The organism is Acidovorax sp. SUPP2825 (assembly GCF_030158995.1).
Taxonomy (GTDB): domain Bacteria; phylum Pseudomonadota; class Gammaproteobacteria; order Burkholderiales; family Burkholderiaceae_C; genus Paracidovorax.
Map to the genome: position 1 here is coordinate 18,988 of NZ_BQXK01000005.1, position 16,376 is coordinate 35,363.

Sequence of the window (16,376 nt, forward strand, 5' to 3'; positions counted from 1 at the left end):
ACGGCGTAAGCGGCAGGCCCCGTTCAGCCAACCCACTCCGGTTTGTGGGCCCGGCTCAAGACAGCGGTTTGGCCCGGGTGCCCCGGGGAACAAACCGCCGCACGAAGTCCGGCTGAAAGCAGCGTTGGGTCCCATCGGCAAAATCCACCGTGACGGAAATCGCGTCGATGGCCGCCACGGTGCCCTGGCCATACCGTTTGACGCGAACGGTTGCCCCCGGTTCGAGCGCCTGGGCATCACGACGGGCTTGCGCTGCCGACGCGATGGCCGGTTCTCCCATTTCGCCCAGGTCGGTCGCCCCCAGGTTCCGCACCGTGTCGGCAGCCCGCTCGGCCAAAGCCTGTTGGGCCAGCTGGGCCATGCGAATGCAGTTGTCGCAGTTACCGCAACGCTGCGGTTCGTCCGATGGGTCGAAATACTCGAGCAGCACCTGCCAACGGCAGCGACCCGTCTGCGCATAGAACACCATGCGCTCCAGCGCCTGCTGGTCTTGCTCCCGCTTGTCGGCATAGGCCTGCAGGAGCGCACGCACCGACGCGGGCTCCAGTTCAGTCTTGCGCAGGGAGAGTGCGCCGCTGCGTGCTTTCGAGACAATCTTGTGCCGCTGCAGCAGGCCCAGTCCCACCTGCAGCTTGCTGCGAGGCCGGTCCAGGCGGGCCTGCAGGCTGTCGAGCGTCCATACGCCCGGGTCTTGCGGCGCGGGATCGCGCAATGCCTGGTAGAGCGCGTCGATGTCGTCCGCGCTCGGGTAGCGGCCTGCCAGAAAGAATTGCTGCACTGCTTTGTCCTTGCGGAGAAACAGCAGCGTGCAATCTGCTGGATCGCCATCGCGTCCCGCACGCCCTGATTCCTGGTAGTACGCATCGAGGCCGCCCGGCATCTGGTAGTGCACGACAAAGCGGACATCCTGCTTGTCGATGCCCAGTCCGAACGCATTGGTGGCGACCATCACGCGGACCTCTCCCCGCATGAACGCATCCTGGGCTTCACTGCGCTCCGCGGCTGGCATGCGCCCGTGGTAGAGGCCCGCCGCGACATCCGCAGCGCGCAGCGCCGCATGAACCTCCTGCGCCGCTTTCACCGTGGCGGCATAGACCAGCCCGGAACCCTCGGCCGCTTTCACGATGTCGATGAGGCGCGCCCGTTTGTCCGCTTCGTTGGCCAGCGCTTCGGCGCGGTAGCGGAGGTTCGGCCGGTAAGTCCCCGTGTCGACGACGCCCGCGGCAGGAATGCCCAGTTGCTTGCGAATGTCCGCCGCCACCGGTCCGGCCGCTGTAGCGGTCAGCGCCAGCACGGTCGGGCGGCCCAGCCGTGCCACCGCTCCGGCGATTTCGAGAAAGGCCGGCCGAAAGTCATGGCCCCATTGGGAGATGCAGTGGGCTTCGTCCACCGCGAGCAGGCCGATCGGGCCGCTGGAGGCAACCAAGGCCAGAAATTCTGCGTCGGCGAGCCGCTCCGGGGTGGTCAGCACGATGCGTGCGCTGCCATCGGCAATGGCCTGCTCTGCCTCGCGCGTTTCCTGCGGTGTGAGTGCGCTGTGCAGTTGCACGGCAGGAACACCCCGCTCGCGCAGCGAGTCGCATTGGTCCCGCATGAGCGCGATGAGCGGTGACACCACCACCGTCCTGCCTTCGATCATCAGGGCAGGCAATTGGTAGCAAAGCGACTTGCCCGCCCCGGTCGGCATCACCGCCAACGTGTTTTCGGACTGCAGCACGCGGTCGATCACCTCGCGCTGGCCCGCCCGCAGCTCGCGCAAACCGAACGTCCTCTTCAGCACCGACTGGATGCGTGCCGCTGACGGCTTGCAAGGTGCTCTCGGCGGGCGGGCACGTTTGGGGGAGGCGGGTATGGGCTGGGGCGGGATGACAGGCATAGGCTGCCATGCTGGCGGGGGCCGCATCTCCCCCACGTCAGACGTTGCTCACGCCGGATGTCATCCGCTGTCTCTGCCCCCTCCACCCCCTGCGCGATGTGTCAGAAACGTGCCTGCACGCCCAGCGTCACCGCGCGCGCCGTGCCCGGTGCAACCCAGAGGCGGCTGTACGAACTGGTGTAGTACGTGGTGTCGAAAACATTGTCCACGTCCAGGGTCAGCCGCACGGCCGGGGTGATGCGCCAGTAGGCGACCAGCTTGGCTGTGCGGTAGCTGGGCAGATCGAAGGCCGCCGATCCCGCATTGGCCTCGGCCTGGGTGCGGGCCTGGCCCAGGCGGCGGCCGACGTGCGTGACGCCGCCCCCGATGCCATAGCGTTGCCCGTTGTCGAAGGCGTTCTCGTACACCGCCAGCACGCTGCCATTGACCTTGGGCACGTTGAGCAGCCGGCCGCCGACCTCCAGGGTGTTGTCCCGGGTGATTTCCACGTCGTTCAGAACCAGGCTGGCGTTGACCCGCCAGCGGGCCGTCACCTGGCCTGCGAAATCCAGCTCCAGGCCCCGGCTGCGCACTTCGCCAGCGGCCACGGAATAGCTCGAATTGAGCGGGTCGGAGGTCAGTACATTGCGTTTGCGGATGTCGAACAGGGCGGCCGTGGCACCCATGCGCTGGTCCGCGCTCTCCCACTTTGCGCCGACTTCCAGGGAACGCCCGGTTTCCGGATCGAAAGGCTGCGAAGCACTGTCGGACCCCACGTTCGGGCGGAACGAACGCCCCGCGTTCGCGTACACCGTCCATTGCGAGGACGGCAGCCAGCTCAGGCCGACGCGCGGCGAGGTGGATGACGGCTCCTGGCGGACCGTGGTGCCATTGCGCCGGTTTTCCAGCGACTGCCGGTACTGGTCCACGCGCACCCCGCCCACCAGGCGCCACGTCGGCGACAGCTTGATGGCATCCTGAAAATAAAGCGCGGTGTTGCGCTGGCGCTCCAGGGTGTCGGTGTTGGGCAATGGCGTGGGCTGGGACTGTCCGTAGACAGGGGCCTGGATGTCGATCGCATAAGGCGAGGTCGCCGTGGGGTTGGCACGCAGCATCAGCGTGTCCAGATGGAACTTGAAGCTCTCCACGCCGAACAGCAGTTCGTGTTCCATGCCGCCGGCCCTGACGTTGCCCTGCAGTTCGGCCTGCAATGCGATGTCGTCCGAGGCGAAGTCCCGAAAGCGGCGCTGGCGGGTGAGCAGGCCATTGGACTGCAGTGCGCTGGCTTCGGTGGAGAAGCCCTGGATGGAGGTCTCGCGGTACGACAAGCCCACGCGGCTGCGCCATTGAGGGTTCCATTCGTGCGACAGGATGAACTGATGGGTCTGGTTCTCCACCGTCACATCGCCATCGCCCGGCTCGCCCAGGAATCGGCTGCGCGGGATGGTGCCCAACCGATTGCCCACGGCCACGACGCCCCGGTCCAAAGGCGTGGCATGGCGCAGAAACTCCCCGGCGTATTCCAGCGACGTGTCGCGGCCCAGCTTCCAGGTGAATGCCGGGGCGACCACGCGCCGTTCGGAGCTCACATGGTCGCGGAAGCTGTCGCTGTCTTCCGCTGCCACGTTGAGGCGATAGGCGAAGTTCTCGCCGATGGGGCCGGTGCTGTCGAATGCGCCCCGCTTGAGGCCCTGGCTACCCACGGAGCCCTCGACGGCGTTGGCTGCCTTCCACAAGGGACGTTTGCTGACGATGTTCAGGGTGCCGCCGGGCTCGCTGCTGCCATAGAGCGCTGCAGCGGGGCCTTTGAGAAATTCGATGCGCTCCACGCCGGCCAGATCGCGCGGCGCGTTGAAGCCCCGGTTGGAGGAAAAGCCGTTCATCAACGTGGCCATGCCGGTGTTTTCATTGCCAGGCAGGCCGCGGATGGCCACGTTGTCCCACAGCCCGCCGAAATTGTTCTGGCGGGACACACCGCCCACATAGTCGAGCACATCATCGAGCCGCGTGGCGCCCAGGTCGTCGATGGCCTGGCGGGTGACGACCCGCACCGATTGCGGCAGCTCCCGCAGCGGCAGGTCGGTCTTGGCACCCGCGGCTTCTTCGGCATGGTAGGCCCCGGACTCGGTGCGTCCGACGATCTCGACGGTGGACAGTTGGGGCGCATTGTCGGCGGTCTGCGCCATGGCAGAGCCGCACGACAGGGCCGCCATGGCGAGCGTGAGTGGAAAGGGGGCGCGAGCGCCCCGGCAGGAAATGAGGAACATGGACGTACTGAAGAAAAATCGCCGGCCGCGATGCAGGGCGGCCGGATGGCATGCACGGACCCGCCCGCGGCGGCAGCGCCGCCACGGCGAGAGAGAAGATCCAACTGGGATGCGACCGCCTTGCGGGGCGGCATGCATCAGGCGATGGGAAGAGGGGGATCGCGCGATGCAAAAGGCCAGCGGCCAGGTGCCGGCACGAAGGCAAATGCCGCTGTGGGCTGCGGGCAGTTGGGGCCGGCGCCTGCCTGCGGCACCGGTAATCCGATGCCACCGGGCAGGGCGGCGGGCTGCGCGAATGCCATGCACCCGGCGCAGGGGCCGTGCTCCAACGCGTGCGCCGGCTTCACCGGATGCGGCGCGTCGTCTTGCACCACGCTGACGGCCTCCGGGCCTGTGCCGATGGCGACCCGCAGGTGCTCCGCCTCGTGCAAGGGCAGCCCGATGCACGTGTGCAGGAACACGGCAAGCAGGAGCAGGCGAAGGAGGGCGCGGCGATGGTTCATGGCGAGGTCGCCGAATCATAGCGGCGTCTCTGCCTCTTTCCCGCCGGGGTAAAAAGGTGTCAGGCGCTTTCGGTCGCCACCACCAACTGGTTGCGCCCTTGCTGCTTGGCCTGGTACAGGGCCTGATCGGCACGCTGGACGATGTCGGTTTCGCTGGTGTCCTTCAGGCTGCAAAAGCTCATGCCCAGGCTCACGGTCAGCTGGCCGACGGCCGGGAAGTGGCTCTGGCTCACCGCGACGCGGATCTTTTCGGCCACCACGCGGCCCTCTTGCCGGTCCTGCGGCTCCGGCAGCAGCACCACGAATTCCTCGCCGCCGTAGCGCGCCACGAAATCGGTGATTCGCACGCTGCCGGAGATCACCTGGGCCAGTTGCTGGAGCACCGCGTCGCCGGCCTGGTGGCCGTGGTGGTCGTTGACATGCTTGAAATGGTCGGCGTCGATGACCAGCAGCGCGAACGTCCGGCCCGTGCGCTGAAAGAGCTGCACGTACTCGCGCAGCTTTTCGTCGAACCTGCGGCGGTTGTAGAGGCCGGTGAGCGCATCGTGAATCGCCAGGTTCTCCAGTTCCTGGTTGGCCCGGTGCAGCGCCTGCGTGCGCTCCGCCACCTGGGCTTCCAGGGACGTGTTCAACTGGGACAGCTCGCGCTCGCGTTCGAGCAGGGAGGCCGTCATCGACTGGAATGAGTGGTTGAGCTGCGTGATCTCCGACGCGTGTTCGTCGCCCGGATACACCGGCGTTCCAGCGCGGTTTTCGATCATGCGGGCGGCGCGGGCCAGCTGCTCGATGGGTCGGCTGATGCGCGCTGCCAGCCGGTAGGCCACCAAGGCGCAGGCCAGGGCCGTGAGCAGGCCGAGCAGAATCAGTTGCTGGCGCAGCGCCTTCACCGGAGCCAGTGCCTTGTCCAGCGGCTGGCGCAGCACGATGCGCCAGCCCAGATCGGTGTGCGCCACGGTCGGTATCTCCACCATGCTGGTGAGGTACTCCGCGCCATCGCTCCATTGCAGGCGCTCCGACTGTGCCTGCGGCGAGGCACCAGCAGGAAGATTCAGCAGTCCGGCATGCTGGAACGGGTAAAGAATGTGCCCGGCCTTGTCCGCGATCAGCACCTCTGCGCCGTGCTGACCGACCCGGTTCACCACGATGGACTCCACCGTCTCGGTCACCCAGGACCAGTGGGCATGGGCACCCAGCACCCCCCGCAACTGGCCCTGTTCGTCCAGGATGGGGGCTGCGAAGTCGATGAAGCGCAGCGGCTGGTCCGGGTTGCGGTTGGGCAACTGCTTGGCCAGCAGCACGGCCTCGTGCACGTCGCCCACGAACAGTCCGGAACGGGCGGACTGGAACCACGGCCGGTGCTCGACCTGGGCTCCGACCAGCACGCCATCGGTGGCTTGCGTGACCCGTCCGCTCGCGTCGGTGACGCCGATCCAGGCGTATTCGTTGTGGGTGGTCTTGCGCAGATCCAGCGCCTGCCGCATCTCCTGGGCGGAAAGGTCGCCACGGGTGAAGAGTGCCAACTGGCGCAGGAGGTCGATTTCCTGGGCCCGCTCGCGCAGGTTCGTCGCCAGCAGGTCGGCGGCCGACCGGGCACTGGTGTGCAGCAGTTCGCCGCCGAACCGGGCCAGTTCCCCCGTGGCGATGTGGCCCACGTAAACCCCCACGCCCAGCAGGCTGGCGAGCGACAGCCCGCCGAACAGCAGGGTCAGCTGTCCTCTGAAGCTCTGGCGTGAGCCGTTGGCCTTGTCGGTGGTTTTCATACGCCTGGCGATTTTCTCCGGATCAGGATCGGCTCTCTACAATGCCGGCCCTTTGGTCCTGGAAACCCCGCCCATGCATATCGTCGTCAACGAAGAACTCAAGGCCTACATCGACCCCCTGAGCCCCGAAGAGCACGCGGCCCTGGAGCGCAGCCTGCTGGCGGAAGGGTGCCGCGATGCGCTGGTGCTGTGGGGCGAGGTGCTGGTCGATGGCCATAACCGGTACGGTATCTGCCAAAAGCATGGGTTGCCGTTCCAGACGGTTCAAAATCAAAATTTCCGCTCCATGGAAGACGTGCACCTGTGGATGATCGACCAGCACCTGGGTCGGCGTAGCGTATCGGACTTCCAGCGCGGCGTGCTGGCCCTGCGCAAGCGGGAGATTCTGGCCGATCGCAACGTGCGCGCCGCCAATGGCGAAGCCCTTCGGGAAGCGACCCTCGGCGAACCAGGGGATGGCGTGGACACCGCCGATGCCGCCGCGCCGGGCCCGGTCGCAGCCGATGCCCCGGCGCAGGCACCATCGCCAGAGCCGCAGCCGCTGTCCAGCCGTGAGGCCATCGCCAAGGCCGCGAGGCTGAGCAGCAGCCAGGTGGTGATGATCGAAAAAATACGCAAGCAGGCCGCGCCCGAGGTGGTGGCCGCGGTCAAGGCGGGCGCCCTCTCGCTCAACGCGGCGGCGGCCGTGGCCACGTTGCCGCAGGACGAACAGCGTGCGGCGGCCATGGCCGGGGGCGACGAACTCAAGCAGGCGGCCAAGCGGGTGCGCGAAGCCAAGCGCAAGCCGCGGGACGAAGCCGACGCCCCATCTCCCGATACGCTGCAGTCGTTGCGCGACCGCGTGGCCGAACTCACGGCTGAGAACGAGGAACTGCGCCGCCAGCTGGCGGCCTGGCAGGCGCAGCCAGGCACCTAGGGACAGAGCGCAAGGGCATTTGCGCCACCGCGCCCCACCTGTTCCGCGGGTATCCGCACCTTGTGTGCGGGTGTTACCGCCATGCCATTGGGCTCTATGATTTGGGCCCACTCCGATCCGCGCCATGACATCTAACGCCCCTTCCTCCCAGATCCAGCGAGGCATGCCGATCCGGCTGTTCGCTGGCTTCATGTTGGCCGCGTTGGCCACCACCATCATTGCCCTGTTCACCTACCAGTCGCAACAGGAGCGGGCCGAAGCGGTGACTCGCATCAATGCGGCCGTGGAGTCGCTTACGCAGATGCAGACCGTCCTGTCCATCACGAAGGATGCGGAAACGGGGCAGCGTGGCTATTTGCTCACCGGCGAGACCCGCTACCTGCAGCCCTACACGGCAGCGCAGGCCGCGCTCAAGCCCGAGATGGGACGGCTGCGCACCCTGGTTCAGGCGTCGCCCGAACAGGTGCAGCGCTTCGAGCATCTGCAGGCCCTGGTGGCACAGAAGATGGCGGAGCTCGACGAAACCGTGAACATGCGGCGCGCAGGCAATGTGGAGGGCGCGGCGGATGTGGTCCGCACGGACAAGGGCCGTGCAACCATGGATGCAATCCGCAACATCCTGCGGGAAATGCTGAACGCCGAGCGCCAGGAGCTGGACACCCGGCGCGGCGAATGGGACGCCGCGGCCACCTTCGGCGCGTATTTCACCTGGGTCAGTTCGTTCGTACTGCTGCTGCTGATCCTGATGTCCGCCGTGCTGGCCCGAAGCGATCACCGCGCCAAGGCCCAGGAGGACTGGATCAAGGGCGGCCTGGTGGGGCTGGGCAACCGGCTGCAGGGCGATCACCGCTTGAGCGATCTGGGCCCGATCGTGATGGACTACCTGGCGGACTGGCTGGGCGCGCGGGTGGGCGCGGCGTATGTGGCCGAAGGCGGTGGCGTGTTCCAGCGGTTCGGCAGCTATGCGCTGGCCGATCCGCAGGCCGGGGCCCGGGTGTTGAGCGGCCAGGGCCTGCTGGGGCAGGCGGCCGATTCCCGCCAGCTGATGCATGTGACGGAAGTGCCGACGAACTACCTGCCGATCTCCTCGGGCGTGGGGCACGCCACGCCGGCCGAGATCGTGCTGGTGCCGGCCGTGCACAACGGCGTCGTGCATGCGGTGATCGAGTTCGGGTTCTTCCGCACGCTGCGCGATGCCGATCTGCAATTGCTCACCCGCGCGTCGGAATTGCTCGCCACCTCCATCCGCTCGGCCATCGACCGGACCCGGCTCGAAGCCCTGCTGGAAGAAACCCAGCGCCAGGCCGAGGAACTGCAGGCCCAGCAGGAAGAGCTGCGCGTGAGCAACGAAGAGCTCGAGCAGCAAAGCCGGGTGCTGCAGGAGTCCCAGGCCCAGATGGAAGCGCAGCAAACCGAGCTGGAGCAGAGCAACGCCCAGCTGGAAGAGCAGACGCAGCAGCTGGAGTACCAGAAGCAGCAGTTGCTGCGCGCGCAGGATGCCCTGTCGCAAAAGGCCAATGACCTGGAACAGGCCAGCCAGTACAAGAGTGAGTTCCTGGCCAACATGAGCCATGAGCTGCGCACCCCGCTGAACTCCAGCCTCATCCTGGCCAAGCTGCTGGCCGACAACAAGTCCGGCAACCTGACGGGCGAGCAGGTCAAATATGCCCAGACCATCCATGGCGCGGGCAACGATCTGCTGTCCCTCATCAACGACATCCTCGACCTGTCCAAGATCGAAGCGGGGCAGGCCACCATCTCCATCGAGCCGATGGATGTGGCCCGCGCGGTGAACGCGTTGGTGGACCCGTTGCGGCCCATCGCGCACGACAAGGGCCTGGCCCTGCACTGCACGGTGGAGCCGGGCGCCCCGGCTTCGTTGCAGACCGACGTGCAGCGCTTCGGCCAGGTGCTGAAGAACCTGCTGTCCAACGCCCTGAAGTTCACCGAGCAGGGTGAGGTCTCGCTGCGCGTCTTCGGCAACGCCGACGGCACGGTGTCGTTCGCAGTCGGCGACACGGGCATCGGCATTCCCGAGCACCAGCAGGAACTGATCTTCGAGGCGTTCCGGCAGGCCGATGGCAGCACCCACCGCCGGTACGGCGGGACGGGCCTGGGACTGTCGATTTCCCGGGACCTGGCGCAATTGCTCGGCGGCAGCATCACCGTGAGAAGCACGCCGGGGCAAGGCAGCATCTTCACGCTGGTGCTGCCTCTGGTGGCACCCTTGAATGCCCCGCAGGACGCGGCGCGGCCCACCGCGCAGGCCTCGCCGGCCCCCGCGGCTCCGGCGCCCGCCGGCCGTCCTTCCGGCCTGTCCGCGCCGCCGGCAGACGGTGCGCCGGTCGTACCGCCATCCGCCGGCGCGGTGCGGCGCCCGGCGAATGCCGTGGCGGACGACCGGGACCAGTTGGCGCCCGGCCGCCGCACCATCCTGGTGGTCGAGGACGACGTGCGTTTCGCACGCATCCTGCTGGACCTGTCGCGGGAGATGGGCTTTCAGTCCGTGATCACGCATACCGGTGGCGAAGGCCTGGCCGCGGCCCTCGAATACATGCCCAGTGCGGTCGTGCTGGACATGAACCTGCCGGACATTTCCGGCCTGGCGGTGCTCGACCAGCTCAAGCGCAACCCGGTGACACGGCACATTCCGGTGCATGTCGTCTCCGTGGCTGACTACGCCCAGGAGGCCATGGGCCGGGGGGCCATCGGCTATGCGCTCAAGCCCGTCAAGCGCGACGAACTCGTGCAGGCGCTGCAGCGCATGGAAGCCAAGTTCACCCAGGCCATGCGCCGCGTGCTGGTGGTGGAGGACGACGAGCGACAGCGCGAGAGCATGCACCACCTGCTGGCCAATGGCGATGTCGAGATCGTCGGTGCCGAGACGGCGCAGCGCGCGCTCGAACTGCTGCGCACCAGCACGTTCGACTGCATGGTGATGGACCTGAACCTGCCCGACCTGAGCGGCTACGAGCTGCTGGAGAAGATGGCCGGCCAGGAAGAGGTGGCGTTCCCGCCCGTCATCGTCTACACCGGCCGCTCGCTGTCGCGCGACGAAGAGCAGCGGCTGCGGCGCTACTCCAAGTCCATCATCATCAAGGACGCCCGCTCGCCCGAGCGGCTGCTGGACGAAGTCACGCTGTTCCTGCACCAGGTGGAGTCCAAGCTGCCCGCGGACCGCCAGCAGATGCTGCAGATGGCCCGGGACCGCGAGTCCACCTTCGAGGGGCGCAACATCCTGGTGGTCGAAGACGACGTGCGCAACATCTTCGCGCTGTCCAGCGTGCTCGAGCCCACCGGTGCCAAGGTGCAGATCGCGCGCAACGGCCGCGAGGCGCTGGAGGCCCTGCAGCGTGCGCAGTCCGGCGACGCGGCCACGGTCGATCTCGTCCTGATGGACATCATGATGCCGGAGATGGACGGTTTCACCGCCATGAGCGAGATCCGCAAGCGCCCCGAATGGCGTCGCCTGCCCATCATCGCGCTCACCGCCAAGGCCATGAAGGACGACCAGGAGAAGTGCTTGGCCGCCGGCGCCAACGACTACATCGCCAAGCCGCTGGATGTCGAGAAACTGCTGTCGCTCGTTCGCGTGTGGATGCCCAAATGAGCGAAGACCCGGCGGCGCAGCAGCAGCGAAAGAAGACGTTCGACATCGAGCAGCACCTGCTGGTCGAGGCCATCTACCGGCGCTACCACTACGACTTTCGCGGGTATGCGCAGGCCTCGCTCAAGCGCCGCCTGCAGACGGCGCTCACACGGTTCCATTGCCGCACGGTCTCGCAATTGCAGCATCTGATCCTGCACGACCCGGAGGTGTTTCCCGCCATGCTGGAATACCTCACGGTCCAGGTGAGCGAGATGTTCCGCGACCCGACGTACTTTCGCGCACTGCGCGAGACCGTGGTGCCGGTGCTGCGCACCTACCCGTCGCTCAAGATCTGGGTGGCGGGCTGCAGCACGGGCGAGGAGGTGTATTCGCTGGCCATCCTGCTGCGGGAGGAGGGGCTGCTGGAGCGCACCCTGATCTATGCCACCGACATCAACGCCAATGCCCTGCAGAAGGCCGAGGCGGGCATCTACGCCATCGAGCGCGTGCCGGCCTTCACCGAAAACCACGCCAGGTCGGGCGGGCGCACCTCCCTGTCGGAGCACTACACCGCCGCCTACGGGCGCGTGGTGCTCGACAAGAGCCTGCGCAAGCACATCGTGTTCTCGGACCACAGCCTCGCCACCGACAGCGTGTTCGCCGAAGTGCAGCTGGTGTCCTGCCGCAACGTGCTGATCTATTTCGACCGCGACCTGCAGGACCGCGCGCTGGGCCTGTTCCGCGATGCGCTGTGCCGCAAGGGCTTTCTCGGGCTGGGGTCGAAGGAGTCGCTGCGCTTTTCTTCGCATGCCGGCGAGTTCGAAGAGCTCGTGCCGCAGGACCGCCTGTACCAGAAGAAGGGTGGGGCATGAGCGACAGCATCCGCCCGCAGGCGGTGGTGATCGGCGGCTCCGCGGGGAGCATCGAAGCGCTCTCGGTCCTGTTGCCGGCGCTGCCGTCCGGTCTGCGGGCCGCGGTCTTCGTGGTGCTGCACCTGCCGCGCGAGCGGCCCAGCCTGCTGTGCGAAATCTTCCAGCCGAGCTGTGCCGTGCCTTTGCGCGAAGCCCAGGACAAGGAGCCGGTCGAGCCCGGGACCGTGTACTTCGCGCCGCCGGACTACCATCTGCTGATCGATGGCGGGCCTTCACTGGCGCTGTCCGTGGATGATCCGGTGCATTTTTCGCGTCCGTCCATCGATGTGCTGTTCGAATCCGCAGCGGACGCGTATGGTGAGCGCTTGCTCGGCATCCTGCTGTCGGGTGCCAACAGCGACGGGGCGCAAGGATTGGCGGCCGTGCAGGCCGCGGGGGGCACCACGGTCGTGCAGGACCCGGACAGCGCCCCCGTGCCCTTCATGCCCGAAGCCGCGATGAGCGCCTGCACGCCCGGCCATGTTCTTTCCCCGCAGCGCATCGCTTCGCTGCTCGAGACCCTGTTCCATCGGAGAGCTTCTTGATACCCGCCCCCATCCCGCCGTCCCCCGTGCGCACTGCCCCGGTGAAGTGCCTGATCGTCGACGACGTGGAGGAAAACCTGATCGCCCTGGAGGCCTTGCTGCAGCGCGACGACGTGCAGATCCTCAAGGCCGCTTCGGGCTCCGAGGCCCTGGAGCTGCTCCTCGTGCACACCGACGTGGCCCTGGCGCTGCTGGACGTGCAGATGCCCGAGATGAACGGCTTCGAGCTGGCCGAGTTGATCCGCGGCAGCGAACGCACCCGCCATGTGCCGCTCATCTTCATGACGGCGGGCTCGCGCGACCAGAACTGGCAGTTCAAGGGCTACGAGACCGGTGCCGTCGACTTTCTCTACAAGCCCATCGATCCGCACGTGCTGGTGAACAAGGCCAACGTGTTCTTCGACCTGCAAAAGCAGAAGGTGGCGCTCGCGCGCGAACTGCAGGAACGCACCGAAGCCCTTCGGGTGAACGAAATGTTCATGGCCGTGCTGAGCCATGACCTGCGGGGACCGCTGAGCGCCCTCCTGGCGAGCGCGCTGGTGCTGCAGCGGCCGCAGGAGCCCGACAAGGTGCAGACCATCGCCGGCAAGATGCAGTCGAGCGCGCAGCGCATGGGCCGAATGATCGAGGACCTGCTGGATGTGACGCGGGCGCGCCAGTCCGGCGGGCTGCCCGTGAAGACCGGGCCTGCCGACCTGGGCGAGCTGGTGCAGCGTCCGGTGAACGAACTGCACGTCAGCCACCCCGACCGGACCATCGAGGTCATGCAAAAGGGCAACCTGACGGGCCAGTGGGATGCCGAGCGCCTGTGCCAGGTGGCGGCCAACCTCCTGGGCAATGCCATTCACCATGGCGATGCGGCCGAGCCGGTGCAGGTGACGCTGGACGGCACGGCGGCCGACCGGGTGGAACTCACCGTGCGCAATGCCGGGACGATCCCCCCGGCACTGGTGCCCCACCTGTTCGATCCGTTCCGGGGGCGGGAGCGCGAGCCGGGGCAGCACCAGGGGCTGGGGCTGGGCCTCTACATCGTGCACCAGATCGTGCAGCGCCATGGCGGCCGCATCGACGTCTGCTCGCGCGAGGGCCACACGGCCTTTCATGTGCAGTTGCCCCGCCAACCGGCCGCGGCCCGTCCGGCAGCGCGCTGATCTTGCAGCCTGGGCCGGCTTCAGGGAGCGTTGGGATCTATCGGCGTGGCTGCGGCGGCTGCGCTGCCAGAAGAACGAAAAAAGGGGGCACGAAGCCCCCCGTTCACTGTGGCGGTGCTCTGCGGTCAGGCAGGGTGATTGGAGCTGGATCCGCGCAATTGGTCGCGGATCGAATCCATGAGCTCTTCCAGCTCTTCCAGCTCGAACGGCTTGAGCAGCGCACGCACATTGGGGCCCAGGGCATTCAGGCCGTGGCCGAACTGGTAGCCCGAGCACAGCACGATCCAGCGCTGCGGATTTTCCGCCACCAGCTGGCGACACAGGTCGGTGCCCGACATGCCGGGCAGGCTGACGTCGGTGACGACGAGGTCGTAGGCGCCCTGCGCATCCAGCGTCAGCGCCTCTTCGGCGGTGGCGCACAGCGACACCTCCCGGTCGTCCCCCTCCAGCAGCATGCCGATGGTCTCGCGGAGTTCCGCGTTGTCCTCAACGTAAAGGATGCGCAAGGGAGGGGTCATGCTGTGGTCGGTCCGGTCGAGCGGTCTGTGAAGGTCTCCGGCTGGCGGTCGCGCGTCAGTGGAAAACGGGGTGGAAGGGTGGGCCAGCGCTTGCATCATGCCAGCGTGCGCACGGAAGGTTCGCGCGCCCATTGTCGCGTGGTGGCCGCTTGAATGAAAGCAGCGGTCTCAGCGGGGTCCACCACGCCGGCGTCCGGCTGGATGCCCGCGGCCTTCAGGATCGGTTGCGAACCCTTGCACGCGGCGATGGCCTTGAGGTGACCGAAGGCGTCGCGGAACCAGTCCACGGCGGCGGCTTCGCGCGACAGTTGCTCGCCCGCTTCGGGCGACAGGACCGAGGCCACCGCATCGAACACCGTGGAGGGCGTGCCGGCCAGTTGGCCATCGGCCGGCAGGCGCGAGCCATCCGCCAGCACGGCGCCGCCCACCTTCGGGGCCACGATCTTCACCGTGGCACCGGCCTTTTCCGCCGCCTTGCGCAGCGCGGCGATGGGTGCGGCGGCCGAGCCGTCGGCCACCAGGATGCCCACGCAGCGACCCTCCAGCGTGGGCTTCATGCGGTCGATGATGCGCAGCGCGGGCGACAGCGGCAGGTCCTGCACGGCCGCAGCGGCAGGGAACGGCTCGGGGAGCTCCGGCATGCCCAAGCCATCGGCCACGCGGCCGGCCAGGCTGTCGTCCACATTGCGCAGCTGCGCCACCACGGCCGTCCGTACGGCGGGCGTCTCGACCTTGGACAGCTCGAACACCAGCGCCGATGCCATGTGGGCCTGCTCCAGCGGGCTCTGGCTGCGAAAGAACATGCGCGCCTGGCTGTAGTGATCGGCAAAGCTCTCGGGCCGCACGCGGCCCTTGGAACCGCCATCGGCCACTTCGGCGAAATGCCGCGTGCCCTGCGCCAGCGAGGCGCGCGGGCTGTCTCCGAGCAGGCTGCTCGGCTCATAGGCCACGCGGCCCTTGGGCACCTGCATCTGCATGTGACCATCGCGCTGCATGTTGTGGAAGGGGCACTTGGGCGCGTTGATCGGGATCTGCACGAAGTTCGGGCTGCCCAGGCGCGACAGCTGAGTGTCCAGGTACGAGAACAGGCGGCCCTGCAGCAGCGGGTCGTTGGAGAAGTCGATGCCCGGCGGCACGTTGGCAGGGCAGAACGCCACCTGCTCGGTCTCGGCGAAGAAGTTGTCGGGCCAGCGGTTGAGCACCATGCGGCCGATCATCTTGAGCGGCACCAGCTCTTCGGGGATGAGCTTGGTGGGGTCCAGATGGTCGAAAGGAAACGCCTCGGCCTCTTCCTCGGTGAACAGCTGCACGCCCAGTTCCCACTCGGGGAAGCTGCCGGCCTGGATGGACTCGAACAGGTCGCGGCGATGGAAATCGTTGTCCGCCGCCTGCAGCTTCAAAGCCTCGTCCCACACGGTGGACTGGATGCCCAGCTTGGGGCGCCAGTGGAACTTCACGAACGTGCTCTGGCCTTCTGCGTCGAGCAGCCGGAAGGAGTGCACGCCGAAGCCTTCCATGGTGCGCAGGCTGCGCGGGATGGTGCGGTCGCTCATGGCCCACATGATCATGTGCATGGCCTCGGGCATCAGCGAGATGAAATCCCAGAACGTGTCGTGCGCGCTGGCCGCCTGCGGAAAGCCGCGGTCGGGCTCCATCTTCACGGCATGCACCAGGTCGGGAAACTTCATCGCATCCTGAATGAAGAACACGGGGATGTTGTTTCCCACCAGGTCCCAGTTGCCTTCTTCGGTGTAGAACTTGACGGCGAAGCCGCGCACGTCGCGCGGGGTGTCCACCGAGCCGGCGCCGCCGGCCACGGTCGAGAAACGGCAAAACAGCGGCGTCTGCTTGCCCACCTCGGTGAGGATGCGGGCGGTGGTGTATTTCGACAGCGATTCGGTCAGCTCGAAGAAGCCGTGCGCGGCCGTGCCACGGGCATGCACGATGCGTTCAGGAATGCGCTCGTGGTCGAAATGCGTGATCTTTTCGCGGAGGATGAAGTCCTCCAGCAGCGTGGGGCCACGGGGCGTGGACCGCAGCGAATTCTGGTTGTCCCCGACCGGAATGCCCTGCTGGGTGGTGAGCACGGGGTGCGCGCCTCCAGCCTGCTGCTGCAACTCGCCCCCGGTGCCGCGCAGTTCTTCGCCTTCGTGGGCCTTGGACGGGGGGGCGGAGGCCTTTTTCACGGGACGTTGAACTGCGGGTGCTTTTGCCATGGGGGCCTTTTGGTTGATTACCGTGGGACCGCCGATCTTTTGCCGTGCAGGGGGACACCGGTGTAGGACAAGCCCGCGTCGGCCGAACTGCCCGCAGGGCGGATCGCCGCGGTACCTGCCGTGGGGGCTGGCACTTCGATGCGCT

Annotated in this window: 11 protein-coding genes; 5 read left to right on the plus strand and 6 right to left on the minus strand. The window is 67.2% G+C overall.

Annotated elements, in window-relative coordinates; translation table 11 throughout:
* Positions 1–55 precede the first annotated feature (55 nt).
* The 4 genes from AVAK2825_RS07940 to AVAK2825_RS07955 all read right to left on the minus strand — a co-directional run bounded on the left by AVAK2825_RS07940 (position 56) and on the right by AVAK2825_RS07955 (position 6,385).
* A complete protein-coding gene (locus tag AVAK2825_RS07940) occupies positions 56–1,876 on the minus strand; it encodes a RecQ family ATP-dependent DNA helicase (protein WP_502870509.1) in 1,821 nt (606 codons plus the stop codon).
* Positions 1,877–1,977: 101 nt separating this feature from the next.
* Positions 1,978–4,122, minus strand: coding sequence for a TonB-dependent siderophore receptor (locus tag AVAK2825_RS07945; protein ID WP_284396343.1), 2,145 nt, complete (start codon positions 4,120–4,122; stop codon positions 1,978–1,980).
* A 137-nt stretch (positions 4,123–4,259) separates the two neighbouring features.
* Complete coding sequence (locus AVAK2825_RS07950) at positions 4,260–4,625, minus strand: hypothetical protein (protein ID WP_284396346.1); 366 nt, start codon at positions 4,623–4,625, stop codon at positions 4,260–4,262.
* A gap of 59 nt (positions 4,626–4,684) precedes the next feature.
* The gene (locus AVAK2825_RS07955) at positions 4,685–6,385 is read right to left on the minus strand and encodes a sensor domain-containing diguanylate cyclase (protein WP_284396349.1); all 1,701 of its coding nucleotides are present in this window, start codon (positions 6,383–6,385) and stop codon (positions 4,685–4,687) included.
* 73 nt (positions 6,386–6,458) lie between these two features.
* On the opposite strand from AVAK2825_RS07955, the gene AVAK2825_RS07960 reads away from it, so the two are divergent.
* The 5 genes from AVAK2825_RS07960 (at position 6,459) to AVAK2825_RS07980 (ending at position 13,497) form a co-directional block, all read left to right on the plus strand.
* Positions 6,459–7,301 carry a plasmid replication/partition related protein gene (locus AVAK2825_RS07960; RefSeq protein WP_284396352.1) on the plus strand — a complete coding sequence of 281 codons (843 nt, stop codon included), beginning with the start codon at positions 6,459–6,461 and terminating at the stop codon, positions 7,299–7,301.
* 124 nt (positions 7,302–7,425) lie between these two features.
* The gene (locus AVAK2825_RS07965) at positions 7,426–10,911 is read left to right on the plus strand and encodes a response regulator (RefSeq protein ID WP_284396355.1); all 3,486 of its coding nucleotides are present in this window, start codon (positions 7,426–7,428) and stop codon (positions 10,909–10,911) included.
* Positions 10,908–11,762, plus strand: a complete 855-nt coding sequence (locus tag AVAK2825_RS07970; protein ID WP_272567401.1) for a CheR family methyltransferase — start codon at positions 10,908–10,910, stop codon at positions 11,760–11,762. The genes AVAK2825_RS07965 and AVAK2825_RS07970 overlap by 4 nt, the downstream gene beginning before the upstream one ends.
* Positions 11,759–12,346 carry a chemotaxis protein CheB gene (locus AVAK2825_RS07975; protein WP_284396363.1) on the plus strand — a complete coding sequence of 196 codons (588 nt, stop codon included), beginning with the start codon at positions 11,759–11,761 and terminating at the stop codon, positions 12,344–12,346. Before AVAK2825_RS07970 ends, AVAK2825_RS07975 begins: the two co-directional genes overlap by 4 nt.
* A 26-nt stretch (positions 12,347–12,372) precedes the next feature.
* On the plus strand, positions 12,373–13,497 hold the full coding sequence (locus AVAK2825_RS07980; RefSeq protein ID WP_284396366.1) for a hybrid sensor histidine kinase/response regulator: 1,125 nt from the start codon (positions 12,373–12,375) through the stop codon (positions 13,495–13,497).
* 125 nt (positions 13,498–13,622) lie between these two features.
* On the opposite strand, the gene AVAK2825_RS07985 is transcribed toward AVAK2825_RS07980, so the two are convergent.
* Positions 13,623–14,015: a response regulator gene (locus tag AVAK2825_RS07985; RefSeq protein ID WP_502868910.1), complete on the minus strand. Its 393-nt coding sequence runs from the start codon at positions 14,013–14,015 to the stop codon at positions 13,623–13,625.
* A gap of 95 nt (positions 14,016–14,110) precedes the next feature.
* Positions 14,111–16,231 (minus strand): catalase, encoded by a 2,121-nt coding sequence (locus AVAK2825_RS07990; protein ID WP_284396370.1) that lies wholly within the window; start codon positions 16,229–16,231, stop codon positions 14,111–14,113.
* Positions 16,232–16,376: the final 145 nt, after the last annotated feature.